Origin of the sequence: Paenarthrobacter sp. 2TAF44 (assembly GCF_052114885.1) — a bacterium.
Taxonomy (GTDB): domain Bacteria; phylum Actinomycetota; class Actinomycetes; order Actinomycetales; family Micrococcaceae; genus Arthrobacter.
Window position 1 is genome coordinate 529,793 of record NZ_JBFRFP010000001.1, and the last position, 26,545, is coordinate 556,337.

A 26,545-nucleotide genomic window follows, 5' to 3' on the forward strand; every position below is an offset into this window, starting at 1 on the left:
GGAGTCCTTACTGGTTTTCGACCGGGTCTTCGGAAGTCGTCTTGTCTGGCATGGATCGCTGCAGCACTTTGGCGATGAGGTGGACGGACAACAGCTCAGAGGGGATATCAAGCGGGACACCGAGTTCCCTTGCCCGGTTAAGCCTGGCCTGGAGGGTGTTCCGGTGCAGGTTGAGGGACTTCGCTGCCAGGCTGACAGAGCCGCGGTGATCGAGGAAGGACGCCAGCGCGGTAATGACCACGTCGCGGTCAGGGGAGGTCATCAGTCGCGGCAGCGTTAGTTCAGCTACGAGCGCGACGGCGTCCATGTCGACGAACGTCGTGGCGGCGACCACCCCGAGACTGGCGAAGCCCAGAAACGTGCCAGGCCCCGTTGACCGGGCGGATTCAGCCGCCAGCCGCGCTTCACGCACGATCGACGCCAGCGCCGGGGCATCCTCCTGCCATCGGGACAGTCCCGCCACCATTCCAAGCTCTGCAAGAGCTGGCCCCAGACGTGTCCTGATTCGGGTTTCGAGCTGGGTCGAGAGGTCTTGATCCCCGGCCGGTACGAGAGTCAGCCAACCGCCTTGAACCTCGGCCAAGGGGCTGCGTAGTGCGACCTTGCGCCAGAGCAGGCGCAACACGGCCGTCAGCTCGGGCCGATGGTCTTGGACCTGCCCGCTGCGGAACCACACGGCAACGTACGGCTCCCCTTCGCGCCAGCCCAACTGGTTCAGCAGCTGTCGGTGTTTTTCCTCGAACTCCGTGCCTGACGCTTGGGGGTCCTGATCCAACCCGGCGATCGCTGCTGTGGGAACCGCCCGGGCAGAGCTGAATAGGTCCTCCAACAGCCAGGCAGCCTTCACCGCGGGGGTGGCCACCTCAAGGATAGAGTGCACCAGCCGCAGGTTGTGGACGCCGGAAGCCGGCACCCGGGCCATGAGAGTGAAACGGACGGCGCTTTTGGGCTCATCGACTTCCACGGTGATGACTTCGTCAGTCTCCCGTGAAGGCATTCCGGCGGAGGCCAGAACCACGCCGTCGTACTCCAGCGAAACTCCAACCCCGTCCATCTCCTTGGAAATCGTCTTGAGGACATCACCGAGTGAGGTGTCCTTGGCGACTGCCCGGGCGACCCTGGCCAGTTCCACATCGACCACTGACAGGGCCGCTCCTATCTCGGCCGCCAATGCCAGTGCCAGCGTTGCAGGGTCCCCGTCGGTGGCCAACAGGGTGATGCCCAACCGCTCGGCCAGTCCGACCGCCGCGCTTGCATAGGCGCTGCCGGCCACGACGACGGCGCTGGCCTTCCGCTCCCAGGCCTGTCGCAGTGCTGCGGACACGAGCCAGCCCCCTGATCCCATCTCTGAGGACAGGACGACCAGAGTATTGGGCCGCACCTGCCGGATTGCCTCAAGCTGGGAGACGAGAACAACACCTTCTATCAACCCGCTGGATGGCGTGAGATATAGCGGCGCGGTGCCACGTAGGGAGCCGTGCGCCAACAGGCCGGCGACATCCAGCCGCGTTTCATTTTTCGATCTACGCATGTCGCCGCCTTGGGTGCACCATCGGAATGCCGAAGGCCTTTGGCTCGGTGAGATCAAGCCCCGCCTCCGTGTACCACTGCGACGCTGCCGTGATCTTCAGGATGTCCATGACGTCGCCCACCTGGACGTCGTCGATGTTGACCACCGTGCCCTGCTCGGCATTGAGCAGCGTCACCATGTCGGGGACAGCTGCTGTTACCGCACCGTCCACGAGGACCAGCAGGATCTCATTCTGGATTTCAAGACGGACGATGCGTCCGGTCCCTTCGTCTTCCAGCGTTAGGCTGGACGGCTGCGCCGGCAGGCCAAGGTCTGTGGGCCGGGAGAGGCTTTCGATGTGGCTCACGCGGGCCCGGGCGATACGAGTGCTGCCGAGGAGGTCGGCGAGCAACAACAGCTTTCTCTCAACGGGGATGCTCGCGTCGAGGATTTGCCCGATCCGGATCATTCGGCTGATGGAGCCATGGACGCCATGCTCCATCAGCTGGCGTGCGGAACACGGATACATGGCGGTAGCTGCCCAGCCACCGAGTTCGGTCACCAGTGCGCGCACCAGCGTTTCGGCCCGCTGGGCGCTTTGGACCTCAACCAGCGCCCGTTCCCCGGTTACTCCCATGAGCGCGACGGGGCCGATCGCCACGTTTCCAATGTTCAGCGTCGTTTGGCTGATCAAGGGGAAGACGCGGCCCATGGGGTCGGAATCGATGACGGGCAGCGAAGACTGCAGCCCAACCATGAGTGGGACGATTCCGTTGATGTTTGCGGCAGCGAGCGAATAAATCGCCCGCACCGAGCGGCCGAGACTGGCCTCGATGGCACGGATGCAGCCGAGGAACTCATCACCCACGGGAGGCATGTCGGCGATGAAAAGGCCCTGCGTTACCATTCCGACCGCCACCACCAGATCGTCGGGAGCAAGTTCGTCGACCGTGATGAGTTCCAATGACCGGTCCTCCATCGCCCGTTGGATCATTTCTGCGTAGATGTAGATCGCCGTCGGATCGATGGTGCAGGTCAGGAAGTGGGCCCCGGTGCGCAGGTTCCGGACGTCCTCGGTAGTGAGTACGGTACTCATGGGGTGGCTCCCCGCGCGGCTGTGGGCAGCACGTGTTCTTCGTTGGCGGACGTTTCTCCCGCCGCTTGGACCCGGATTCGAACGATTCCGGGGTTGCCGTAGGGCATGGCATAGACGTTCGATTCGATGATGTGGGTTTGCCCGGGGCTGGCGCCTAACTGGACCGCCGCTGAGTGGGCGTCGTCTTCGGCGAGGTTCTGTACGCGTTTCAGGTCAACCCGGCCGCTGACGGTCTCGAGCCTGTCGATCCAAGCTGTCAGCGGCGCCGCGGCAGATCCTACCAGCGCGGCGTCCTGGGCCGCCGGCAGAGTGGGCACCAGCCCGAATGGCAGAGCGGTGTCCTGGCGCTCGCGGAGGTCGGCAATCACGGATGGAATGTCTGCGCGAACCGGATGGTGGGCGGTGTACGGCTCAAGAATGGCGGCGTTGCTCGCGAGGCTTGCGTCAAATCCTTGGCGAATGAGGCTTCTGGCGAAGGGCAGGCCTCCGTGGATGTGACCCACGGTGGCCCCATCTTCCATGCAGAGAATGACTTCCCCTTCGGGGATCCTGGCCAACGTGGCCGCTCCAAGGATTCCCATCGCGGACTCGGCGCGCAACCCGTGCACAGGCGTCAGGGCCAGCCGTGACAGAGGTGCGCGGCCGCCGTCGTTCTTTGCAAACGACAAGAGAGTGGCCGGGAACTGACGCCGCCCTGCCTCCTCAAGCATGACAGCCAGCTCTTCCCCCGTCTGCATCAGGGCGCTATTGAGGATGGCGGTGTAGTCCCGGTCTCGGAAAACGCTGGAATAGAAGTCGCTGGAAATACTGATCCGCATATCTGTGTCGTTGCTGAGGATGGCATCGGCTATGCGCGTTTCATGGTCCCTTGACGACGTCGAACCGACGGAAGTTATCGCCACGTTCCGTACGCCACCGGAGAGGATGCCGGGGAGATCGGCCAGGAACCCCTCCATGCCCAACCGGGCCAGAGGCCTTCCCCGCAGGTCGTGACCACCACGGACATGAACCGTCCGGGTCACTGCAGGCTCAACAATGGGTGGCAGCACTGTCATATGGAAGGCGTCCGCAGGGGGACGGGGCGAGATGCGGATGGCGACGACGTCGTCCAGTTTCCGCTCCGCCAAGACCCGCCCGACGTTGGCAGTGATCTCCGAGATGCCTGACTTGAACTCCCGACGGAGCCCTGACAGGGACAATTCCAATGCTTCCTGCAAGCTGCCCGCGTGTACCTCCCGAGCGGCGGAAACTACAGTCCGCCCGTCCAGCACAACGCTCCGGCAACTGGTTCCCTGTAGCCGCAGTCCCACTCTCATTGTTCAGTCCTGCCTGGCGTCCATCAACGGTGAGTATCTGCCGTGTGGTGAATATTTTCCATGTGTATACGGTCCACCACTAGTCATCCTCTAAGTCTCCCCCCAAGTTCGCACGTAAAGCAGGCCGTTCAACTGTGGGGTCGTTACTGCTGTTGTGCGGGTTGCCGTAACCGGCCGTTCAACCATGTGGAGACGCGATCTGAGGGAATTGGTTTGCTCCAGAGGTACCCTTGGGCGCGGGTGACCCCCAACCGGCGAAGTTCCTTGAGCTGCCCGCGCGTTTCGACGCCTTCTGCAATAACGTTCAGTTTGAGGCTCTTGGCCATGCCCAGGACAAGTTCGATGACCGTGCCCGCGTGGGGGTCCTCCCCCAGTTCCCTGATGAAGACGCGATCGATTTTCAGCGTCCGCGCCGAGAGCCACTTGAGGTAGCTCAAGGAGGAGTAGCCGGTCCCGAAATCATCAATGGAAAGGCCGACGCCCAGACGAGAAAGCCGCTGAAGGGTTTCCTTGGGCAGGTCCGGCTCGTCCATCAAAACAGTCTCCGTGAGTTCCAACTGAACAGCCGCAGCGTCCATACCGGACGCCAGAATTGCTCCCTCCACAAGGTCCGGGAAATCCTTCATCACCAACTGCCGTCCGGAGATGTTCACGGCGGCTGAAAGGTCCGCGGCCCCCTCCACTTCCTGGCGCCACTGCTGCACCTGGCGCAGAGTTTCCTGCAGGACCCAGGTTCCGATCGGGACGATCAGACCCGTCTCTTCGGCAACCGGGATGAACGTTGCCGGTGGGATGAGACCATGGTGGGGGTGGTTCCACCGCAGCAGCGCTTCAAACCCCAGCGGCGCGTGCGTGCCAAGGTCGATGATTGGCTGATAGTGCAGGTGAAGCTCTCCCCGGTCCAGCGCCAGCCGCAAGTCCGACTCCAAGCCCAACCGCCCGCTTGCCCGCTGAGTCATCTGAGAGTGATAAACCACCGAAGCGTTCCCTCCAGTTGATTTGGCCCGATACATCGCCGTATCAGCCCCGCCGAGCATGGACTCCGCCGTGTCATCCGGTCCGGCCAGAGCGATGCCGACACTGACATTGAGAAAAACCTGCCGCTCCTCAATCTCGAATGGCGCCCTGATGCAATCGCGAATGCGTCCGGCCAATACCTTCGCTGTCTGCATCCCCATGTTCTCGCAGACGATGACGAATTCATCACCCCCGAACCTGCCAACGGTGTCGCCGGACCTGACCGCCAGCAGGAGTCGTTGACCCAGCAGCCTCAGGATCCTGTCCCCACCTCGGTGACCGATGCCGTCATTGACCAATTTGAACCGGTCTATGTCAACAAACATCACTGCGGGCCGTGAGCCCCGGCCCAGGAAATCCTGGAGCACCTCGGTGATCAGGTACCTGTTCGGCAGTCCGGTGAGGGCGTCATGGCGGGCTTGCCACCACAGCACCTGTTCAGCGTTCTTCCGTTCAGTGATGTCCAGTACTGTGTCAAGAAGCCGTAGAGGTTTCCCATCGGGGCCATCCACGCTTCGTATCCTCGAGTGCAGCCACCGCTGCTCAGCCCCGCCTCTGATGATCCGGTATTCGAAGTCAGCCGAGCCTGAGCCTCCAAGAAGGCTTTTCCAGACGTGGCGGACATGGTCGCGGTCCTCGGGATGGGTCCGCTCCAGCATCCACTCCCAGGACAAAGACTCCTCCGGCCCCAGGCCCACGATGCGGGCGAATTCCTCGGAATGCCAGATCTCCCCGGTCACGACCGAGTACTCCAGGCTGCCAACATGTGCCATCTCCTGTGCGGCCAGGAGCCGGCGGCGCTCCACGGCGGCTTGTTCCCGCAAGCGTTTGATCTCTGTGATATCCCTGGCGATCCCGGAGGCCCCGGCCAGTATCCCGTCCTGCCCATACACCGGTGACACCGTCAATTCCACATCAATGACCGACCCGTCCTTACGCTGCCACTGGGCTTCCACTCCGGGGACGAAAGCGCCGCTGCGGATCCGTTCAGCAACACGGTCATCGGCGTTTTCGGGCGTCCGGATGGTGAAGAGCTCGGACGTCCGCCCGATCGCTTCCGCCGGGCTCCAGCCAAGCATCCTGACCGCGCCTGCGTTCCAGCTGGTGATCTTCCCGTCCATGTCTGCGCCGATGATCGCATCGCCAGAGGATTCCACCATTGCCGAGAGCCGACGCAGGACCGCCTCGGTGTGTTTCCTGTCTGTGATGTCCTTCGAAATGGCCACGATGTCCACCGGTACGGTGTGCCTGCCCCTGATCGGGCTGATCGTCCCATGGACCGGGAAATCCCTTCCGGTCCTGTCCCGCATCCACAACTCTCCGGCCCAGTCCCGGCCCCGGGCTATCCTCCCGACGATCTCTTTTTCTGTGGGACCAGGTCCAGGGACAGCCGCCATATGGCCGACGATTCCCAAATCGACGATGGTAACCCCCAGAACTTCAGACGCCCGGTAACCGTACAGGCGTTCAGAGGCGCGGTTCCAGTAAGTGATCTTCCAGTGGCTGTCCATCCCGATCACCGACTGGCCGATCTCATCCAGCAGCAGCGCCTGAGTCAGCAGATCTTCATGCTGTTCCTCCGCCATGGATCCTCCGGGTTCTCCTTTGAAAACGGTCGCCATCGCACCATCGGTTAGTTGCTGAGTATAAGGTCACGTCGCCTTAGGCGGGAGAACCCCCTGCCGCGACGGGGCCGGCATTCCCTGCACGAGGCAGTTCACAGGGGCTGAAGGTGGAGCCGGAGATGTTTTCCGGATTCAGACGCAGGAATAGTCATAATCGAAGCCACGAGAGGCATATTGCGTAAGGGTGACTTTGCCTCCTCCAGTCAGCGGCGCAGCAGCGCACATACGTTTGGCCGACGTCAGCGAACTCGCGCCGGCGAGCCAGCTTCTGGCCGTGTAAAGCGGGCTTGATGATGGAGTTGTGCCCGCTATTTGCGACCACTGGCTGGTGGTGGAGTAGATTCCGGTCATTGCTCCGATGCTTGCGAAATATGCCACCATTCCTTCTAGATCCGCGCGGTTGGCATCCTTGTCCGCGGACCAGCTGTTGCCGGTTTCGACGTCGAGCCACCAGACGTATGAGCCGGGACTGCTCACGCCTCGGATGTTTGCATCGTCATATGCTTTGGCATACCCGTACATATACGAGCAGGCCGCTCCAAAAGATCCGCTCGTGCACTGGCCATAGGGGTTGCTGACAGTAGTTCCGCCGTATGAATTGCTTGTGGGCCACCAGGAACCGGCCGATCCCGGATTAGCAGTATTTACGTAAAGCGCCACCTTGGGTTGCGCCGTAGCGCCAGTTGATGAGCCCGCCCAGGAAAGCTCAGCCGCGAGGCAGGGATTGGTCGTGTTGGCGGTGCCATTGTTGACGCCAACAATTCCAAAGGTCTGGCCTTTAGGCAGCGCCTTGCCGCATTGCGGCCATGAGACGTCATTGCCTGGGCCGGGGGCTGTTGCGGCCTCCGCAGGGAGGCCGAGGAGCGTCAACAGCATTGCTGCAAAGGCGGCCAGCGGATAACGAAAGCGGGTTAGCATCGGCGTGGTGTGAGTGATGTTCACGGTCGGCCCCATTTCGGCTCTATGCAATCAGGTACCAAGCATGAGACTCCCGGCTGCACAGGTCAAGGTAAAGCGGGCTGAGTGGCCAGCTTGACCGAGCCACGGTTATCGGCGCTTCAAAAGCGATAGGGGAATGCCTGTAACGGCTGGGACGCGCAAGCCGGACTTGGTCCAATGCGGCTGAATGCTGGAGGTTTACGTAAAGCGCACGTCTGGCGATGTAGCATATAGATGACGAAAACACAAACTACTCTGACACTTTCGCTTGGTTGATGTCCACGGCAGGTACCGGTACTTCGTCACCTGACCAATGGGAAGACCTCAGGGATTCCACCAAGTCACTCTTGGCCTTTATTCGGCAGCAGATTGGCCGGACTCCTCGAATAATCCATTAACCAGAACTTTCACCTGAAGCCCGTTTAAGGGAAGCACCCATGAAGTCCATAACCAAGATCCAGACTGCCGCTCTCGGGCTGGCCGTCCTGCTGGCCCTCACCGCTTGTGGCGGCACGGCAACAACGGGCACCCAGGGAACGGATATCCCCAAGACGCAGAACACTCGTGACATCTCAGAGGGTGTCCAGCCGGACGCCGCCGCAGTGGCGTTGCTGCCGAAGGCCATCAAGGACAAGGGCGAGCTAACGGTCGCGATGGACCTCAGCTCCCCGCCAATGACGTTCCTCGCCGAGGACAACACAACCCCGATCGGCGTGAACCCGGACCTTGCCCGCCTGGTGGCCAAAAAACTGGGGCTGAAACTGACGTTCCAAAACACGGCGTTCGACACCATCATTCCCGGTATCGACGGCGGCCGCTACGACTTCACCGCCACCACCATGGCCGCCACGGAACAGCGGCTGAAGGTCCTGGACATGATCAACTATCTGAAGGGCGGCTCGGCCGTGGCGGTACCCCACGGCAATCCGCTCAAGCTGACCAACGATACGCTCTGCGGCAAGAACATCGCCGTGGCCAAAGGCTCCACCCAGCAGCTGAACCACCTGCCGAACGTCTCAAAGTGGACCTGTGAGGAAAAGGGCCAGCCCGCCATCAACGCTGTAACACTGCCCACCATCCAGGAGGCCCTGACACAGCTGGACTCCAAGCGTGTCGACGGCGTCTTCTACGATGCCAGTGCCCTGGCCTGGGCCAATGATCAGCATCCCAACCACTTCACCGTCCTGGAGCCGAGGATGGATACCCGCACAAACACCACCGTCGCCATGGCGCTAAAGAAGGGCTCCCCGTTGACACCGGCCCTGCAGGCAGCCATCCAGTCCGTTCTGGAATCCCCGGAATACAAGAAGTCCCTGGACTACTGGGGCCTGGGAGAATCAGCTATCACTGAAGCTGCAATCCGCTAGCGGCGTCCCTGCAACAAATAGTTCTCCATCACCTGAGCATAGGACCTGCTTGAGTCAAACGGGTGACTATCGTGCGTGACGGGTCCATAAATTGAAACTTTGTTTCGATCTTTCCTTGGACCAGGTCTGCGGCAATTCGTCCAATTGCAGGGCACATTTTGAAGCCGAAGCCGGCAAATCCGTTTGCGAGCACAACATTTTCGCTGCCTGGCAGAAGACCGAGGAAAGGAATCCAGTCATCCACATAGAAGTCCGTCCAAGCGCAGGCCCGGATTGGGCTCTGATGGAGTCCCGGAAAATACCGCGCTACATGCTCTTCCATGTATCGGATCTCATCAACACTCTGCCCGCGGAGGTAGTCATCCGGATCCGAGATGTCGGTGGGTGCACCGCCCGGCGCGATTTTAACGGACCCACCTCCATCGAGGCTCGGCGCTCCATAGAGAATCCCGTCCGACACGAGACGGTCGAAGACTGGAAAGGTTGCCGGCCCGAAGTCGTGTCCGGGCAGTGGGGTAAACCACGTTAACCTGATACGTCCCGGACGGCTCCTGCCCCGAAGCTCTGCATCAAGGTGATCCCCGGACCAGGAGCCGGTGGTGATGATTACCTTCTTGGCCTTCCACTCACGTGGGCCGTCAGTCAAGATCACCCCATCCGCCGTGGAGTGCTCGATGCGGACTTTCGAATAGTCCTGGACGTTGGCCCCCAACGCCCGTGCTCGCGCGACGGCGGTTAGTACTGCCTGTTCGCAGCGGATGAATCCTTGCGTTGGATCGAAAATTCCCACCTCATCGTGGTCAAGCCAGTGTTCGGGAAACCGATCATTCATTTCTTTGCGGTCAAGTGTCTCCGTCTCGACACCGGCTCCCCGTGCTGCCGTCCGGAAGGCGATCAGCCTTGGGTCGTTGGCGGGACCAACCGTCAAACCACCAGTCTCAGTGAGGAGCTGGACGCTGGAGAATTCCTGCAGATTATGCCATTGCCTGCGGGCGATATCGATGATGGGAGTGTAGTCAGGCCGGCTGGTCTGCATCCGGCGGAACAGCCTTGTCTCCCCTCCCACCGCTCCGCGATCATGGCCTACTCCGAACTGTTCGAACCCAATGACATTCAATCCGTCTTCGGCGAGTTGCCAGAGTGCCATGCTGCCCATGGCACCCAGGCCTATTACCGCGACGTCAAAATCCGTTTGCATAACGTTCCTTTGTACTGTTCGGCTCAACGCGCTCTGCTTTGGCAAGCTCAAGGTTCATCGCCCGGCGAAGGCGGACAATGCCTTCCTCGGCCCGTTCGGGAGTGGTGGACGCGAAGCAGAGCCGCAACGCGTCGTCGAACCTTCCACCTGGGGACAGCGCAGAGCCCGGGATGAATGCGACACCCTCTGCGAGGGCAGTCTCGAAGAGCTTCCGCGTGGAGATTGCGGCGTCTTCGCCTTGGAGCGTGAGCCAAATGAAGAAGCCGCCCTCGGGATCGGTGGTGGTTACCCGGTCACCCAGGTGCCGACGGATGCTTGCCTGCATCGAGTCCTTACGGCGCTTGTAGTCCGTGCGCAGACCGGCCAGATGTTTGTCCAGGCAGCCCCGCCGTATGTATTCCGCCACAATGTGTTGAGCGGGAACGTTCGTGCTGGTATCCATCGCCTGTTTGGCATTAATGGCAAGCTGGCGAATCGCAGGATCAGTGTCCATCCAGCCCACGCGAAGGCCCGGGGCCAGGATCTTGGAGAAAGTGCGGACGGAGAAGATCAGGGGGTCCCCGGGGCTCAGGGCTTGGAAGGACGGAAGGTCGTCACCCTCGAAGCGGAGCAGACCATAGGGGTCATCGTCGATGATGACGGCGTTCCACTCGTGCGCCAGCTCCAGTAGCCGCTGGCGCCGCGGCAGGGACAGGGTGGTCCCGGACGGGTTCTGGAAGTTTGGGATGGTGTAGATGGCCTTGGGCGTGCGGCCCGCGGCGGCAACGAGGCCAGGCAGGTCGTCGACGATGAGGCCGTTCTCGTCGGTGGGCGCTTCGAGCAGCTCAGCGCCGTAGCTGAGTGCAGTGGCACTGCCGTTGGTGTAGGTGGGACTCTCCACAATTACGAGATCGCCCGGGTTGATGAAGATCTTGCAGGCCAGGTCAAGTCCCTGCATACCGCCGGATGTGATGGTGACACGTTCGGCGGATGTGGGATCTGACGTGCCGGCGAGGTAGTCCACAAGCGCCTTGATCAATACCGGCTCGCCCTCGGTGGCACCGTAGGTCATGGAGCTGTGGTCGATGACCTTTTCAGCGATATCCCGGAATTCGGCCAGCGGCACTGCCTCATCCGCGGGAGACCCCATGGCGAAGCGGACGATGTCGTGCGTCTGCGCAGCCAGCAGCGACGTGCTGGAGTCGATGACTGAGCCGACGAGGTTGGCTGCACGATCGGCCAAGGGCAGCGCAGCTAGAGAAGGGGTATCGGAGATATTCAGGGGCATGGCCTGGAAAGACCTTTCTGGGTAGGTTCATGTGTTGCGCAATTAATCAGGCCGAGCTAGTGCTGACGTAGCCGCGTCTCTTGTCCACTACATTGGCCAGTGCCTCGCCAGCCGTCCAGCGGCGTAGATTTTCCAGGAACTGGCGGGCCAGCGCATCGCGCCAGCCGACCACGTCGCCACACATATGGGCGGACATATGCACGTTGCCCATGCCCCAGAAGGGGTGGTCCTGCGCCAGCGGCTCTTCACTGAATACGTCAAGGGACGCAGCAGCAAGCCGCCCCTCACGCAGCGCCGCGATGAGTGCCGACTCGTCAACCAGGGCCCCACGGCCCACATTGATGAGGTGTGCAGACGTCTTCATTGCTGCCAGCACGTCGCGATCCACCATGTGTTTAGTCTGTTCTGTGAGCGGTGCGATCAGGACCAGGTGATCGGCCTTTCGTGCATGTTCGGCCAGCTCGGCGCTTGGGTAGACCGTGCCGAAATCTGGATCTCCCGTGCGCGCTGTACGTCCGACACCCGCTACCTGCATACCGACGTTCCTTAGCAGCCTGGCAATTGCACGGCCAATGCCTCCAGTACCCACCACTAGCGCCTGTGTGCCGCTAGTGCGGGTAAGCTCGCGATGCCGCCAAACGTTCTGCTGTTGGAGATGCTTGCTCACGTGGAGCTGCTTGTCGTGTGCGAGCACGGAAGCAAGCACAAATTCCGCAATCGGTTGATCGAATATGCCGTGGGCGTTTGTCACCAGCACCTGTGAGGCGCTCAGTTCCTCGAACATCATGGCGTCCACACCTGCTGCAGCCACATGCACCCATTGGAGCGCATCAGCTTCGGGCCAGGCCTGCTGGAGCGCCGAGGAAAAAAAGTCCCACAGGAAAAGGACAGCGGCACCGCGCGAAGCCTCGGCCAAACCGTCTGCGTCCGTGAGCGTGACGTGGGCAATTGCCCTGATTTCTTCCAGATTGTAAGGAAGAGGCTGCCCGGGAGCGGTGAGGATAACGACGCGGGGTTTCGTTGCTTGTCCTGGATGGGGCAACGAACTTCGGGTCTTTTCAGAGTTACTCACGGCCCCAACTCAGCTTAGAGCCATTGACGTGAGCCGCGTGTCCGGTCCGAGGAACCTGGCGGCGTCCATGAAGCTGACATCTGTGGCCGTTGTTCCGTCCAGCACGAGGTCGGCGGCAACAGCCCCCAGGGCAGAGGCCATCTTGAAGCCGTGGCCGGAGAAGCCAGCCGCCACAACAACGCCTTCCATCCCGGGAACCGCCCCCAGCAGCCCGGTGTCGTCCGGCGTATAACCGTCGGCACACAAAGCCACCCGCACCGGTTCGGGATTCAGTCCCGGAATGAATTCCTTGACCCATGCCCGGATCGGGTCCAAATACTGTGGATCCCAACTACGAGGCTTCTCCATGGACTCGACTTCGTCCATGTAAACGCTCCCTGCGACTTTTACTGTCCAGCCATCAGCGCTCGGGAACCCGTAGAAAAGGGCCCGGTCCGACCTTCCCGCATCCTCCGCCCTCCGGAGGAAGACGGGCAGGTCTTCCCTGCACATTGACGGGTCCACAGCCGGGAACCATGTCAGCACCTGAGGACGAACGGAAAGATGAACCCCGAGTTCCTTGCATACTGGTCCCGCACCAGTGCCCTGCGAGACGATCACCCGGGACGCAATGATTTCCTCCTGATCGGTCCGGACAATGTACCGGTCACCGTACGCTTCAACGCTGTGCGCTTTCCGGTTTCCCAGGAATTTGGCACCAAGCCGGGCGGCCTCCGCCAGGGCCGCCGTCACTGACCTCTCAGACTTCAGGTAGCCGCCCTCAGGATCAAAGATCGTGACATCCGTGTCCTTGATCACATGATCGGGATACTTAGTCCTGGCCTCATCGCCCCGGAGAATTTCGTAGTCGAGGCCATGCTCTTTCCCGGCTGCCATGAGCACTGCGAACCTGGGATTGTCCTCGTTGAGAATACTGACAGCACCCGTGGTCTTAAGCAGCTGCGTTCCGCTGACCTTCTCCAGATCACGCCAGAGATCCTGTGCCCTCCGCAGGAGAGGGGTGTAATGCCCGCCCTCTGCGTAGATCTTGCGGAAGACACGTGATTCGCCGGCGTAGCCAGAAAAGGGGCCGGGGATTGAAAAACGGTCCACCCCGATAACTCGTTGACCACGGGAGGCGAGCTGCCAACTCGCCATGCTCCCTACAGAGCCGACTCCGACGATTACGACGTCTGTTTCGAGTGTTGTCATGGTCCTACCTTGCTTTCCGTGATGAAGTACTGGTCTTTGCAGGCGCCTGGAGGGCGTCCGGCTCGCTGAACTGGTTTGCCTTTTCCAATTGTCAGGCGGCGGTATATCCGCCGTCGACGGGGAGGGTTGCTCCGGTGATGTAGGAGGATTCCGACGACGCCATGAAGAGGACGGCGTCGGCGATCTCTTCGGGGGTGGCCAGACGCTGGAGCGGGATCTGGCCCTCACGCTGGGCGCGGTAGGCCTGGGGGTCGTCCCTGCGCTGGATTGATGCTTCGATGATAGGGGTGGCCGTCAGGCCTGGTGCGACGACGTTGACGCGGATGTTGCGTGAGGCCCACTCGATTGCGGCGCCCTTGGCGAGCATGATCAGCCCTCCCTTAGCTGCGGAGTACAGGACCTGATCAGTGATGCCCACCATGCCGAGCCGTGAGCTGACGAGGACGAACGAGCCACCGGCTGCAGGCATCAGCGGCGCGAAGTGCTTCATCACCAGGAAGGAGCTGAGCAGGTTGCTGTGCAGCACGTTCTTCGCATCCTCATAGGCCATCTCCGTCAGCGGGCTGCTGACCTGCAGGCCGTGGTTAAGGACGACGACGTCGACGGTGCCGAAGGACTCGGCCGCCTGCCGGGCCAGGCTTTCGACGAACTCCTCGTTGTTAAGGTCTCCCGGGACATACAGGTCATCAGGCTGGGCGCTGTCGATTTGCTCCCTGCGGCCGGTGAGCAGCAGCCGCGCACCTTCATTACGGAAGTGCGAACATACTGCCTGCCCGATTCCGCTGTTGGCACCGGTAACCAAGGCAGTGGTCTTATCAAGTCTCATGTCAGACTTTCCTTCGTAGTTTCTTTGAGCTGTAGGCGGGGATACTGCATTGCAGACGTGTGGTCAGTTGAGGAATCCCCTGGCGTCGACTCGCCACCGTTCCAGCATCGTGCCAGTGCTGTCGGTGACGATGTATTCCTCGAAATTGACCACTACCGGGCAGACATGGTTGGGCACCACGGGAAGCACGGTCCCGACACCGGGGCAGAAGTCTCCGTCGGGCAGGGGGAGAAACCCGTGATACTCATTGAGCCTGGACAGGACGGCGTAGGTGCCGGCAATGCCGCCGTAGCCGATCTCGGGGGTGCCTTCTCGGCCGAGGGCTTTGGTTCCGATATCCAAAAGAACCTGATCGGGGACCCAGTCGCTGACTACCGTGCCGGCAACGAACAGTGCGATCTGGTCCTCCGTGCAGGCACCGAGCCGGGCGTTGCCGAGGTCATTGAACACGTATTCGCCGGGGCGGATCTCGGTGATGACGCTGTTGGTGGCGAACTCCACGGTGGGTGTGGAGCCAGCACTGACCACCTCTGGAGTGATCCCCACTGCGCTGAGACTGCGCACCGCCGTGACGAGCGCGGCATCCTGGTCGTCCGCGGCCCCCTTGCGGGCGCCCGGCCCTGCGCTGCCATGGCCCGGATAGGTAAAGACGCCGGCCGGGACCAGACCGCGGTTGCGCGCGGCAAGGGCCAGTTCGCCCGCGGCCTCGGCAGAAGCCCCGGAACGACGGGCACCGCAGTCGACCTCAATCACGACCTGCAGCAGCCCAGGTTCGTCCCCCATCGCGTCGGCGAGAGCATTGATCGCCGCAAGGTTGTCGGCGCCGACCCGCAGCCGAGTGGTCTCGGCGAGCCTGCGGATCCGCGGCCCTTTCGTTCCCGCGGCCCAAATCGGGTAGGCGATGAAGATGTCGTCGAATCCGGCCGCGGCGAAGACCTCGGCCTCACCCACGTTGCCCGCTGTGATTCCGACCGCCCCGGCTTTGATTTGGCGCCGGCCGATTTCGACGCACTTGTGCGTCTTTACATGTGGCCGGACGTCCAGGTTGTTCCGGGCGGCGAAGGCCTGCATCCTGTCGATGTTTTCCTGCATCACATCTGCAAGCACGATCGGTGCGGGGGTGTCGATCCGCTCGAGGATACCTTCGAGTGCTCGTTGAATGCGGTTCACGCTCTGCTCCTTGTAGTTCTGTTAATGAGTCGAGGAAGCCCAGTGCCGCCGTCGCGCCCTTGGCTATACGGCCGTGCAGATCATTTGGATTTCGACCGGAGTGTTGGCCGGCAGCCCGGCGACTCCGATCGCCGTGCGGGCGTGCCGCCCGTTCTCACCCAACGCTTCGATGAGCAGGCCACTGGCCGCGTCCGCCACCCGTGACTGCAGACCGAAGTCCGGCAGACTGGCGACGAAGACCAGCATCTGCACTATCCGGACACGGTCCAGATCCCCCACTGCATGCACAGCGGCAGCGAGGCAGTTCAGCACGCAATGGCGCGCGAGCTCTTGCGCCGTCTCCAGCTCAACGTCCCGGCCCACAACCCCCGTGCCCAGCAGCACGCCGTCTTTGTAAGGCAGCTGGCCCGCGATGTGGATGCTGGAATCCACAGCCCGGTGGTGCACGTAGTACGGGTTATCAGCGAGGCTGGGAAGCTCCAGACCCAGGGTGCGGAGCCGATCCACAGCTGGGCCCTCTTTTGTGGTGCGGGGTAGCGGCAGACTCATGCCATCACCGCATTGCACTGGATCATGAGCTCAGGTCTCCCTTTAATCGCATTAGTTTCGAATGCCAATGAATCCTCCAATTCATCACTCCTATCCCTGGTGTGGCCCTCCTGTTTGGCTACTTTGCCGGCTGCGGTGGGAGGGGAGGGCTCGGAATTTCTTTGTAGGAGTCGAGGTATTGGGCGTCGAGGATAGCGGATTCCATGCCCCATTTGGCCAGAATCTCCTTGTATTCAGGCAGGGTGGACAGGTGCTTGATGGCTGCGACGATCGCCGGGGTCAGTTCCGAATCCTTCGGCAGCGCCATGGAGAGTACGGTTCCGGGGATTCTGGCTCCCAGTTCGACCTCGTTGGGGTCCTGTTTGGCTGCCCAGCCTGCACTTACCGCGTCTGTGTGCGCCGCATCGACCTGGCCGCTGCGCAGCTGAAGGTACATCTCCTGCTGATTCGGTACAGAGATAAGGTTGATGGCGGGTTTACCGTTGGCCTCGCACTCTGCACTGTAGGCCGGTCCCTTCGTTACCGCCTGGGTGCTTCCCAGGGTCACGGCAATCTTGTGCCCGCACATGGTTTTCTCGCCGATGTGGAGGGGATTTCCTACCTTGGTGGCAATTCCGAACCCCCCGCGGGCGTAACCGACCAGGTCAATCACCTTCAAGCGATCCAGCGTCACGCCCATGTCGGCGATGGCAGCGTCAAAGCGTTTGGCCTGCAGCCCGGGTATGAGTGCATCGAAGGTGGTGCTCTTATGGGAAATCTGGATGTCCAGGATCTTTCCCAGTGCCCGCGAAATGTCCGCGTTCATCCCGACATAACTATGCCCGTCCGAGCCGACGAAGGTGGTGGGGGCAGCCGTCGGGCTGACACCGAAAACGATAACGCCCTTATCGCGGATGTCCTTGGGCACGAGCGCAGCCACAGATTCGTCGGCCTTGATGCCGGCCACGCTGGTGTACTCCTTCACCGTCGACGGATCAGCGGGCTCGGGCATCGCGCCCTGGACTTCGATCCGCTTGCTGGAGCCGCCGGACTGAGTGGAGGCTGCGGTTCCGCCGCAGGCTGTCAGCGCGAGCACGGCGGCGGCAAATCCGGCGGTCAAGACGAGCTTATGACGATTGGAATTTATTAATTTCATGGATCAGGCCTAATTAGTTGGGGATGCGAACTGCAGGGGGTGCCTGCCGGGAGAGTCGTCGATGACTTCCCGGCGGAATTAACAGGTTCTAGAGGACTTGGCTGAGGAAGTCTCTGGTCCGGATGTTTTTGGGGTTCAGCAGGACCTCGGCGGGGTTGCCTCTCTCGACGATGACTCCGCCGTCGAGGAATACGATTTCATCACCCACTTCCCTGGCGAAGCCGATTTCGTGGGTGACGACGACCATGCTGGTTCCTCCTCTGGCAAGTTCCTTCATTACTTCCAGGACTTCCCCGACGAGTTCGGGGTCAAGTGCGGAGGTTGGTTCGTCGAAGAGCATCATTTCGGGGTTCATGGCCAGAGCCCGGGCAATGGCAACCCGCTGCTGTTGCCCGCCGGAGAGCTGGCTGGGGTAGTGGGACGACTTGTTTTCCAGACCAACCCGTTTCAGCAGGGCGTGCGCATTTTTGACGACGTCGCTCTTGTTCTCCCTTTTTACCCAGCCGGGAGCGACGCACACGTTTTCAAGCGCTGTCATATGCGGGAAGAGGTTGAACTTTTGGAACACCATTCCGATGCGGGCACGTTGTCGGGCGATGCCGTTCTCGTTCAGCTCATGGTATTTGTTGTTTTTGAACTCATAACCCATGCGATCGCCGTTGACGTAGATACTTCCGCCGTCTGGCTTTTCCAGAAGATTCATGCAGCGCAGCATCGTGGATTTACCGGAGCCACTGGGCCCCAACAGGCAGACAACATCCCCGCGGTTCATCGAGAAATCGATCCCCGACAATACAGTATTGTCGCCAAAGTATTTGTGCAGGTTCTTGACTTCGAGAACTTTATCGGCAGTCATCAGTTGTTGTTGCTTTCTTGAAGGGCCACGCTCAGCTGGCCGGTTTTCCGTTTCAATACAGCGTTCCGAGGCGTGAATCCCCGGGCAAGCCGCCGTTCGATGCGGCTCTGGAAGTAACTCAGGACCGACGTGATGAACAGGTACCAGAGTCCGGCGACTGTCAACAACGGAATGGTTTGGTAATTGGAGGCGTAAATCAGCTGTGCACTGTGCAGGAGATCAGCGATACCAACAACACTCACCAAGGAGGTGGCCTTCAGCAGTGAAATGACCTGGTTACCCGTGGGCGGGATGATCATTCTCATGGCCTGCGGTATGAGGATCCTGAGCGTACTCAACCTGCCCATGCCGAGGGCTTTCGCTGCTTCGGTTTGGCCGGGATCCACGCCTAAGAACCCGCCCCTGGTGATCTCGGCCATGTAGGCCGCCTCGTTCAACGTCAAGCACAGGATGGCCGCCACAATGGGTGTCATGACAGTATTTGTGTCCACCTGCAGGAACGTTATTCCGAACGGAAGCTCAAGGCCCAACGTCGGATAGAGTGCTGACAAATTGAACCAGAAGATCAACTGAACGAGTACAGGGGTGGCCCTGAAGAACCACACGTAAAATCCGGCTATTGAATTTAGCAGCTTATTCCTTGACATTCTCATGATGCCGATCACGCCACCGAGCACGGTCCCCAGCACCATACAGACGACCGTCAACCAGAGGGTAAGAAATATGCCTTCAAGGATGGTCTTGGCCTTGAAGTACTCAGCCACCACGTCCCAGCGAAGATTCTCATTCAGCAGGACGGAAACGAGCATCGCGACGGCCACGCCTGCCACAATGACGGATGCCACTTTTTTCGCGATGTGGCGCTGTCGAACAATGGGGAATGACTCTTCCGCAGCCTCCGTCCGAGACAGCGACTCTTGATCCCGATTGTTCTCTTTGCTTTGAATACTATGCATAGTTGCCGTGCCTTATCTGCGTGGTGCCGATCGAGCGCATAGGCTCCATGAATCGAAATTTGATCATTTTTTTACTTGAACCAAGCGCCCTTATCAGGCACTTATATGACCTGGAAAACTGTCATTCGCAGGTCCGGTTGCCGCGCTAGCGACTTCCCCCGAACAGTGGCTAGTGCGGACGGCTTCACATGGTGCGAAACCTTGTGCTCAGTTGAGCGCGGAGGATGTCGTGGTGGCTCCGGCCGCCGTAAGGGCTTCCTGGAGTTGGCTCCTCAGGGAACCAAACCGGGGAGAGATGTGTCCTGTGAAGGCGGCCTGTCCGATGGTGAAGGCGTCTGCGCCCGCTTCGGCGAGTGCTTCGATTTGGGAAATGGATGCGATGCTTCCTGCGACCACGAGCATGCCAGCTGTGGCTTTGCGGGCCGCCCGTACCAAGTCCAGCGGATCTGCATCGGTTGCACGGAAAGCCAGCAGGTCTACTCCCGCAGCTCCGGCCTGTTCAAATGCGGTGCATTGTGCGGCCACTTCCTCCGCCGTTCCACCCAGTTTCGTGGGGTGCCCTGTCGGCTTTCCAGGGAACGGGAGGTACTGCACGTTGGACCCAGAGAGTATCTGCAGGGTCTCTTCGACGAAGGTGCCGCCAAGGAGATAATCCACGCCCAGGTCTACTGCCATTTTGGCGGACTGCAGGGCGGCGTCGCGGTCCGTGCTGACCACTTCGAGGTGGGTGGCCGCACCCCGGGCTTTGATTCGGGTGTGGAGCTCGCGGAGAACCTCAGGTGTGACGCCGATGTCCTTGAAGCCGATGTGCTTCAGGGGGACGTCCTCTATTTCGGTCAGAACGTCGAGGCAGTCCTTCACGGTCTGATCGTCGCGGGTGAGCATGAAGATAAACTCCATAGGAGTCACTTCCTTTCAGGGGATAAATAGTGAATGGGAGGGCCAGGAATGGCGCCCTATGTGGCCTTAGGCCAGGTTCCGAGTGATGATGACCGTGTCGCCCCGCGTCACTGCCGGCCAGTCATCCGGACAGCATGCTGAAGCGCTACAAGCAGGCTTCGGTGGTCGGCGATGCCACGACCGACAATGTCGAAGGCTGTTCCGTGGTCAACACTGGTCCGCACGAACGGCAGCCCGATGGTGACGTTGACTCCACGTTCAAGGCCGAGGTATTTGAACGGGATAAGGCCCTGGTCATGGTACTGGGCGATCACGACGTCGAAATGGCCCTGGCGTGCACGCAGGAACACCGTGTCCGGTGGCCACGGTCCGGAGGCAGAAATTCCCTCAGCGATGGCTTTGTCGACTGCCGGCTCAATGATCTCCAATTCCTCGGTGCCCATCAGACCGTTCTCGCCGGCGTGCGGATTCAGTCCGGCCACGCCGATCCGTGGTTCAGCGATCCCGGCCTTGACCATGGCTGCGTGAGCGAGTCGGATCGACCGTAAAATGCTCTCCGTGGTGACCAGCTCAATGGCGTTCTTCAAGGATTCGTGGATGGTCACAAGGACCACGCGAAGATCGTCGCTGGACATCATCATTGTGTAGTCGTCGCTCTGGCTGAGGTCCGCCAGGATCTCGGTATGTCCCGGATAAGGAAGGCCCGCCAATCGCATCGCCTCCTTGTGGATAGGAGCCGTCACCAGGGCGGAAACCTCACCCGCGAGGGCAGCTTCAATGCCAGTCTTGACATAGTCGAAGGCCGCTTGGCCCGACTGTGCCTGGACCTTCCCCAGGGGCAGGTCTTCGGGCAACTCCGTAACAGCAAGCACCTGAACATAACCGGCATCCGGGCGGAACTCGGACAGGGTGATGGCCCGGGCTTCCAACGCGATGTTGCTCTGCGCGGCAGCCCTGTTCAGCACGCCCACGTCACCTATGACAAGTACAGGGGTGTTCAGTCCTGGCTCGGCCATCAGTTTCATGACGATCTCCGGGCCGATGCCCGACGGGTCCCCCATCGTCAGCGCAATTGGTTTCATGATTCTTCCTCAGTGTCTTGGAGCTCGAGCAGAAGGTTTTTTAGCCTGATGAGGGTCCGGGGATTTCCGAAGCCACCGGCCTTTATCAGGACCGGCACGTGTGCGGGATGGTCAAGGATTCCGAGAGTGATGCCTGGTTCGGGCTCTGAGAGGACATCGATCTCGCGTGAACCCAGTCTGTCCAGCACGCTTCGCGCGGTTTGGCCACCGGTAAGTATGAGCGCGTCGAACGCATCTGCGGCGAACAGCTCCTGGACCGTCGAGGCCAGCCAGTCGTCGGCCTCCGCAGTCGTGTGGGAGACAAAAGGGTCATGCAAGGCCGAATATCCGTTGGCGGATAGTTCCGTCATGACTCTTTCAACCACGCCTGCATTGCTCCCTGTCTTGGCAGTCGTTGAGCGTTGCCCCGCCGAAGAAGTCAGACCAAGGACCACATCAAGCTGTTCCCTGCTCGAAGGATGGAGACTGCCAACTACTATGAGCACACGCGCGGACGGTGTGGTGGCCGGCACGGGCACCACTGGTGATGAAGCGGCACACCTCTTGGCAAGGGCAGCTGCCAGCCCAGGCGAACCAACCCATAAAACATCCGCAAGGGAATCCGGGTGTCCGACCAGAAGGTCGAGGTCGGCGTCCGAATGGGCATCCGCAATCAGGATCCGTTCTTTACCTATGCGGTGGTTCCAGGAGGTGCTTGCATTGATCAAGTTCGCCTGAGGAAAGAGCTTCTTGAGGTTGCTCTCCGTCGCGGGATTGGCAGCATCCAGCCCGAAATGAGTATCCGAAACCGGAACGCCGTCAAGGAGTTGCACACCGCTTTGGGTAGTGCGTCCTTCAGCTGGAAATGCGGGCGCAATCACAGCGGTCGTTCGACCACTCTCAGCAAGCGCGGCCTCGATCTCGGCGACCACGTGTCCTCGTAGTGTGGAATCAACGGTCTTGAACAGGACGTCGGCATCTTTGATCCGCCGTATACAACGGACAGTTTCGAAAACGGCCGTCCCAGCATCCTGGGACCGGGTGTTCACATCCACTGCAGAGACGCCTGCCCGGAGATCGCCCTCCACAGTGCCAAGGAAGATACTGGCGGAGATTCCCAGCGCCCGGAACGGGCCGGCACCGTCACCCGCTGATGTCAGATCGTCAGCGAGAACACCGATCTTGAAGTCAATCACAGCTCGTGGTCCTTCCCGTATTGCTAGTCGATTGTCGACGTCGTCGACTTACTGCCCTGTTCGGCACTTTTCATCCTTCGCGTTAGGTTCACTCAAATGTCCCACTGGGATCCCCAAATAAAAATGGATTCTTAAGCACGCATGTGTGAGAATTACTCAATGATGTGGCCAGACTTACCGCCATTGGGAACTCTGGTTGCCTTCGAGAGTGCAGTCAGGCTGGGAAGCGTCACCGCGGCGGCCGCGGAACTGCATCTAACCCATGGCGCTGTGAGCAGGCAGATCCAAGCCCTCGAACGTTCCCTGGGTCTGAGTCTTTTTGAGCGCCGGAACCGTGCGATCGTGCCGACAAAGGATGCGGCCGACTATGCGTCCCAGATCACCGATGCCCTGAACCTTCTCTCGTCGGCAACCAGGAACGTCCAGCGCCTCCGGCATACAGACAGTCTTATCCTGTCGTGTGAGCCCACACTGCTGATGCGATGGCTGCTTCCCCGGCTGCCGGCCCTGTACCAAGCCATCCCGGGCGTTGATCTTCACCTGTCCGGTGCAGGCGGCAAAATCGACCTTGCCCGCCAAGGCGTGGACATCGCGGTTCGCCGGAACGACTTCGTGATGCCACCCCAGATGAACAGCTCCATCCTGACTTCCGAAAGAATCGGCCCGGTTTGCAGTCCTCAGATGGCAAGCAAAATCTCGTCGGTCGAGGATCTCAGATCGCTTCCACTCCTTCACACGGCTACACGGCCCGATGCCTGGAGGAACTGGCAGGAAAACGCCGCCGCATCCCAATTCCCAGTCATAAGTGAGACGACCTTTGAGCACTTCTATCTCTCACTGCAGGCCGCCGTCGCGGGCGTTGGGGTGGCCATAGGCCCCTACTTCCTGGTCGCGGATGACCTCCGCGACGGCCGTCTCGTCGCACCCTTTGGATTCGTTGAAGATGGCAGCAAGTACGTGTTCCTTTCAAGGGACCCCACCGACGCCAGGGTTGACCTACTCCGCAAATGGTTTATTGAGGAATTGCGCCACTCCTAATCCCTGAAGCCAGGTACGTTCCTGAAGGCTCGCGAAGTGAGCAAACCAGGTGAATATTTCTCACGCATGTGTGCTTAAGAATCCATTTTTATTTGATCCTCCTGGTGGGACATTGGAGTGAACCTCCCGTGAAGGACAAAACTGGGAAGTGAGCCTTACGTCGAATCGACGTATAGGCGTGCTCTCTAAGTCAGCTGGCTAGGCCAGCAAGATTTTGTCTGCAGCGGAACTTCAAGGTTTCACGTTCAAGCCAAAAATGGTTGGCACACTTCTTCAGGGGCAATGTGCCCGGAAACGGATTTATTCATGGTTAAGGCCAAAGTATTGAACGAGGTCCAGACAGCGGATCTGGGAGCGCATGTCCTCAAGGCAACCAGCTCTACACCCGGCCAGACCGAGGTGTCCTTTACCGTATGGGAAGGCAACGGTGCTCGCACAGGAGTGTGGGAGGCTACGCCGGGGACATTCACGAGTACTCGCGAAGGTTTCAATGAGGTCTGCGTGATCCTGAGTGGGACGGCCACCATTTCAGACGATAGTGGCAGCTTCGACATTGGGCCGGGTTCACTGTTTGTCACCCCGGCCGGATGGCGCGGCAGTTGGACTGTTCACGACACCCTTCGCAAGGTTGGGTTCGTTCAGAACCTCTAAACGCATGCGTGCATGTCCTTGGGGGTAGCCGGCCTTCAGATAGTTACGGGAGGCTGAAGCCACATGGAATCAGTCTCCCGTTCCGGTCCCAAGATAATCGATCGTTTCAGTGCGACTCATTGAGGAACCCATGTTTGAATCCATCAGCATGCTCGCCCAGCCGGGATCGCACGGGGAGCAGTTCAGCGGGCATATAGGGCGGACACCAGCGTGAACACGCCGAACACCTATCTGAGCCTTATCAATACATTCCAACGGAAAGTAACATCGGATCTCATCGCGGAATACTTGCGCGACCGGATCCTGGACGGGACCTTCGCTCCGGCGACGAGTATCAATGAGGTCCACCTGGCCGCCCAGCTCGAGATTAGCCGCAGTCCAGTCCGCGAAGCAGTACAACGGCTGGTGCAGGAGGGGCTCCTTGTCAGTACACGCAACCGCGGCACGTCAGTGGTGGAGCTCGGCCCCGAGGACATCGAGGATGTCTACATTGCCCGCGGCGCCATTGAGCGGGAAGCGGCCCGTCTGGTGCTCCGAGGTGACACGACCGTGCTGACCGCAAAGCTTGATGCTGTCCTGGATGACATGTTTCAAGCCTTGGAACACGACGCGTGGCATGCCGTTGCAACAGCAGATGTGACCTTCCATCAAACAATTGTGCAGGCGGCAGGCAGTCCCAGGTTGGAAAGAATGTTCTCGACGCTGGCCGCCGAAACGCTTCTGTGTGTACGGCAGTTTCAATACGTTCTTGAACGCAAGGAAACCATCCTGGCCCAGCACCAGCGGCTGCGCGACTTTATCGATGCCCGGGACGAGGAGGCCTATCTCGCCGAAGTTGAGCGGCATCTCAAGAACTCAAGCGCGACGCTGGAAGGCGCACGTCAACAGCGCAACTCCTCCTCCCGCCGGCAAAAGGCCGAAGGCCGAGCAAGCAGCAGCCGCGGGAAGAGGGGCATGGCTGAGTTTCTGAAGGACTGGTAGGCGGTCCCGATGATCACCACGATCGAACCGGGCCGCTGTTTTCATGTCAGCGGGCATCCCCAGCGACAAGTCGATGATGACCTTCTTGCTGCGGTGAAGAAGTCTCGCTATAGGCGAACGCAAAGCAATCCAGGAACGTCGCTCCGACGGCTCCCCTGTCTTCAACCAAAAGTTTCTACTAGCCCATCATGTTAGGTGTGTTACCACTGTGAAGCAGAAATATTCCAACAACCGCCGGCTTGTCTTGAGTGCCGGATTCGCGAGCGTCATTCTGACTCTGGCGGCTTGTGGGGGCACCGCCGCCCCCGAAGCTGCCGGCATCAAGAAATCCGTTGAGGTCCAGGGCGCGATTCCTGAACCCGCTACGCCGTCGAGCGTGAAGGAGTACACCACGCTCGAGAGCATCAAGGCTTTCGAACCTGCGTCCTCCCTCGTTCCCAAAGATCTGCGCGACAAAGGCGTGCTGGTCCTTGGCGTCGATCCTTCAGGAGGCGCCCCTACGAGCTTTTCAGGCTCCGACGGGGCGACGTTCGTCGGACTGGATGCGGACATCGCCCGTGCCTTGGGGCGGGTGCTCGACATCCAAATTGCTTTCAAGGGCTCCACTTTCGACGCGCTGATTCCTGGCTTGCAGGCTAAACGCTTTGACGCTGTCATCGCAGACATGGGCGTCACGGTGGACCGGCTGAAAGTGATCGACATGGTCGGTTATGCCCGTGGAGGACACGGTATCGCAACCAAACCCGGAAACCCCCTCAACATCGGGGAAAATTCCATGTGCGGGCGCAAGGTCGCCGTCACGCTGGCAAGCACCCAGGCAGTCATCAAGGGGCCGGCCTACAGTGCAGAATGTGTAACTCGCGGTGCCGCCCCCATTAATCTGATCACGGTCCCGAACCAGCAAGATGCACTACTCCAAGTAAAGAGCGGGCAAGTAGACGCCGGCTTCATGGACGGGCCCGCTGTGGCCTGGGCAGCCGAAGAGAATCCGAATGATATTCATCTGGCTGCCACCATCCCGGGATCAATCCTCTCCATGGGCCTCCCCCACGACGGAGAACTCACCCCAGCATTTGTTCAGGCAATCAAACACCTGGCCACACTGCCCGAATACAGCGAAATTGCCAAAAAGTGGGGCATGGAATACGCGGAGCTCGACCCGGAACAACTCGACTCCTACCAGACACCCCCCACCCCACCAGCGCCCCGCCCCGCGAGCTAGATAACAATGGGACCGTGCAACCAGCAACTCATCCTTGATGTGTTGTCGCAGCTGCTCTTCAGGCGAATGCCGAATGCCTGACGAAGTCAGCCATTTACAACGAAGGGATGGATATTCAATTGCACGCAATTCCGACGGATATCCATCTCTTCGGCATCAACGTGCCCCTGCCGGTCAAGGTGGCGTACCGCCCCTTCGCCCAGCCCCCGCTTATCGGCTTTTGCGTATGTCCGGGAAAGGTCAGTCCTGTGCGTCCTTGCCGACGTCGCCTATCCCGGCAACTCTGATCCTTGCGCAGCAAGCTGCTGCGCAAAGATCGACGGACCAACCTGAGAAGTCTTCACCTATTCAAGATGTAACCGACGTCCTGACTCTGTACATCTGATATGTAGTTCTCGTTTGTCAA

23 protein-coding genes are annotated in these 26,545 nt (G+C 60.3%); 5 read left to right on the plus strand and 18 right to left on the minus strand.

Translation table 11 applies throughout. The features are described from left to right. Nucleotides 1-7: 7 nt before the first annotated feature. From AB4Z15_RS02300 to AB4Z15_RS02320, 5 genes are all read right to left on the minus strand, one after another. The gene (locus tag AB4Z15_RS02300) at nucleotides 8-1,531 is read right to left on the minus strand and encodes a PucR family transcriptional regulator (protein WP_442015873.1); all 1,524 of its coding nucleotides are present in this window, start codon (nucleotides 1,529-1,531) and stop codon (nucleotides 8-10) included. Beyond that, nucleotides 1,524-2,606 carry a DUF917 domain-containing protein gene (locus AB4Z15_RS02305; RefSeq protein WP_442015874.1) on the minus strand — a complete coding sequence of 361 codons (1,083 nt, stop codon included), beginning with the start codon at nucleotides 2,604-2,606 and terminating at the stop codon, nucleotides 1,524-1,526. The genes AB4Z15_RS02300 and AB4Z15_RS02305 overlap by 8 nt, the downstream gene beginning before the upstream one ends. Beyond that, entirely contained in the window at nucleotides 2,603-3,922 is a 1,320-nt protein-coding gene (locus tag AB4Z15_RS02310; RefSeq protein ID WP_442015875.1) for a hydantoinase/oxoprolinase N-terminal domain-containing protein, read from the minus strand. Before AB4Z15_RS02310 ends, AB4Z15_RS02305 begins: the two co-directional genes overlap by 4 nt. A gap of 143 nt (nucleotides 3,923-4,065) precedes the next feature. Beyond that, nucleotides 4,066-6,525 carry a sensor domain-containing protein gene (locus AB4Z15_RS02315; RefSeq protein ID WP_442015876.1) on the minus strand — a complete coding sequence of 820 codons (2,460 nt, stop codon included), beginning with the start codon at nucleotides 6,523-6,525 and terminating at the stop codon, nucleotides 4,066-4,068. Between the two features lie 171 nt (nucleotides 6,526-6,696). After that, a complete protein-coding gene (locus tag AB4Z15_RS02320) occupies nucleotides 6,697-7,482 on the minus strand; it encodes a hypothetical protein (protein ID WP_442015911.1) in 786 nt (261 codons plus the stop codon). A 458-nt stretch (nucleotides 7,483-7,940) separates the two neighbouring features. Here AB4Z15_RS02320 and AB4Z15_RS02325 point away from each other — a divergent pair, with 458 nt between their 5' ends. Continuing rightward, complete coding sequence (locus tag AB4Z15_RS02325; protein WP_442015877.1) at nucleotides 7,941-8,870, plus strand: ABC transporter substrate-binding protein; 930 nt, start codon at nucleotides 7,941-7,943, stop codon at nucleotides 8,868-8,870. 28 nt (nucleotides 8,871-8,898) lie between these two features. Here AB4Z15_RS02325 and AB4Z15_RS02330 read toward each other — a convergent pair whose 3' ends face one another. The 13 genes from AB4Z15_RS02330 to AB4Z15_RS02390 form a co-directional block, all read right to left on the minus strand. Then, a complete protein-coding gene (locus tag AB4Z15_RS02330; RefSeq protein ID WP_442015878.1) occupies nucleotides 8,899-10,068 on the minus strand; it encodes an FAD-dependent oxidoreductase in 1,170 nt (389 codons plus the stop codon). Continuing rightward, nucleotides 10,052-11,335 carry an aminotransferase-like domain-containing protein gene (locus tag AB4Z15_RS02335; protein WP_442015879.1) on the minus strand — a complete coding sequence of 428 codons (1,284 nt, stop codon included), beginning with the start codon at nucleotides 11,333-11,335 and terminating at the stop codon, nucleotides 10,052-10,054. Before AB4Z15_RS02335 ends, AB4Z15_RS02330 begins: the two co-directional genes overlap by 17 nt. 46 nt (nucleotides 11,336-11,381) lie before the next feature. After that, nucleotides 11,382-12,407 (minus strand): D-2-hydroxyacid dehydrogenase, encoded by a 1,026-nt coding sequence (locus AB4Z15_RS02340; protein ID WP_442015880.1) that lies wholly within the window; start codon nucleotides 12,405-12,407, stop codon nucleotides 11,382-11,384. A 9-nt stretch (nucleotides 12,408-12,416) separates the two neighbouring features. Then, nucleotides 12,417-13,598 (minus strand): N-methyl-L-tryptophan oxidase, encoded by a 1,182-nt coding sequence (solA, locus tag AB4Z15_RS02345; protein ID WP_442015881.1) that lies wholly within the window; start codon nucleotides 13,596-13,598, stop codon nucleotides 12,417-12,419. 91 nt (nucleotides 13,599-13,689) lie between these two features. After that, complete coding sequence (locus tag AB4Z15_RS02350; protein ID WP_442015882.1) at nucleotides 13,690-14,424, minus strand: SDR family NAD(P)-dependent oxidoreductase; 735 nt, start codon at nucleotides 14,422-14,424, stop codon at nucleotides 13,690-13,692. A 63-nt stretch (nucleotides 14,425-14,487) separates the two neighbouring features. Further along, the gene (locus AB4Z15_RS02355) at nucleotides 14,488-15,594 is read right to left on the minus strand and encodes an alanine racemase (RefSeq protein WP_442015883.1); all 1,107 of its coding nucleotides are present in this window, start codon (nucleotides 15,592-15,594) and stop codon (nucleotides 14,488-14,490) included. A 63-nt stretch (nucleotides 15,595-15,657) separates the two neighbouring features. Continuing rightward, complete coding sequence (locus AB4Z15_RS02360) at nucleotides 15,658-16,143, minus strand: RidA family protein (RefSeq protein WP_442015884.1); 486 nt, start codon at nucleotides 16,141-16,143, stop codon at nucleotides 15,658-15,660. A gap of 118 nt (nucleotides 16,144-16,261) precedes the next feature. Next, nucleotides 16,262-17,278: a transporter substrate-binding domain-containing protein gene (locus AB4Z15_RS02365; protein ID WP_442015885.1), complete on the minus strand. Its 1,017-nt coding sequence runs from the start codon at nucleotides 17,276-17,278 to the stop codon at nucleotides 16,262-16,264. Nucleotides 17,279-17,366: 88 nt separating this feature from the next. Next, nucleotides 17,367-18,134, minus strand: coding sequence for an amino acid ABC transporter ATP-binding protein (locus AB4Z15_RS02370; protein WP_442015886.1), 768 nt, complete (start codon nucleotides 18,132-18,134; stop codon nucleotides 17,367-17,369). Continuing rightward, a complete protein-coding gene (locus AB4Z15_RS02375; RefSeq protein WP_442015887.1) occupies nucleotides 18,134-18,979 on the minus strand; it encodes an amino acid ABC transporter permease in 846 nt (281 codons plus the stop codon). The genes AB4Z15_RS02370 and AB4Z15_RS02375 overlap by 1 nt, the downstream gene beginning before the upstream one ends. A gap of 318 nt (nucleotides 18,980-19,297) precedes the next feature. Continuing rightward, nucleotides 19,298-19,990 carry a hypothetical protein gene (locus tag AB4Z15_RS02380; RefSeq protein ID WP_442015888.1) on the minus strand — a complete coding sequence of 231 codons (693 nt, stop codon included), beginning with the start codon at nucleotides 19,988-19,990 and terminating at the stop codon, nucleotides 19,298-19,300. A gap of 107 nt (nucleotides 19,991-20,097) precedes the next feature. After that, complete coding sequence (pdxA, locus tag AB4Z15_RS02385; protein ID WP_442015889.1) at nucleotides 20,098-21,072, minus strand: 4-hydroxythreonine-4-phosphate dehydrogenase PdxA; 975 nt, start codon at nucleotides 21,070-21,072, stop codon at nucleotides 20,098-20,100. Further along, nucleotides 21,069-22,247 carry a four-carbon acid sugar kinase family protein gene (locus AB4Z15_RS02390; RefSeq protein WP_442015890.1) on the minus strand — a complete coding sequence of 393 codons (1,179 nt, stop codon included), beginning with the start codon at nucleotides 22,245-22,247 and terminating at the stop codon, nucleotides 21,069-21,071. Before AB4Z15_RS02390 ends, pdxA begins: the two co-directional genes overlap by 4 nt. A 159-nt stretch (nucleotides 22,248-22,406) precedes the next feature. On the opposite strand from AB4Z15_RS02390, the gene AB4Z15_RS02395 reads away from it, so the two are divergent. The 4 genes from AB4Z15_RS02395 (at nucleotide 22,407) to AB4Z15_RS02410 (ending at nucleotide 26,139) form a co-directional block, all read left to right on the plus strand. Continuing rightward, nucleotides 22,407-23,285, plus strand: coding sequence for a LysR substrate-binding domain-containing protein (locus AB4Z15_RS02395; RefSeq protein ID WP_442015891.1), 879 nt, complete (start codon nucleotides 22,407-22,409; stop codon nucleotides 23,283-23,285). Nucleotides 23,286-23,591: 306 nt separating this feature from the next. Then, entirely contained in the window at nucleotides 23,592-23,936 is a 345-nt protein-coding gene (locus tag AB4Z15_RS02400; RefSeq protein WP_442015892.1) for a cupin domain-containing protein, read from the plus strand. A 210-nt stretch (nucleotides 23,937-24,146) separates the two neighbouring features. After that, nucleotides 24,147-24,917 (plus strand): GntR family transcriptional regulator, encoded by a 771-nt coding sequence (locus AB4Z15_RS02405; protein WP_442015893.1) that lies wholly within the window; start codon nucleotides 24,147-24,149, stop codon nucleotides 24,915-24,917. A 208-nt stretch (nucleotides 24,918-25,125) separates the two neighbouring features. Next, nucleotides 25,126-26,139 carry a transporter substrate-binding domain-containing protein gene (locus AB4Z15_RS02410; RefSeq protein WP_442015894.1) on the plus strand — a complete coding sequence of 338 codons (1,014 nt, stop codon included), beginning with the start codon at nucleotides 25,126-25,128 and terminating at the stop codon, nucleotides 26,137-26,139. Nucleotides 26,140-26,545 lie beyond the last annotated feature (406 nt).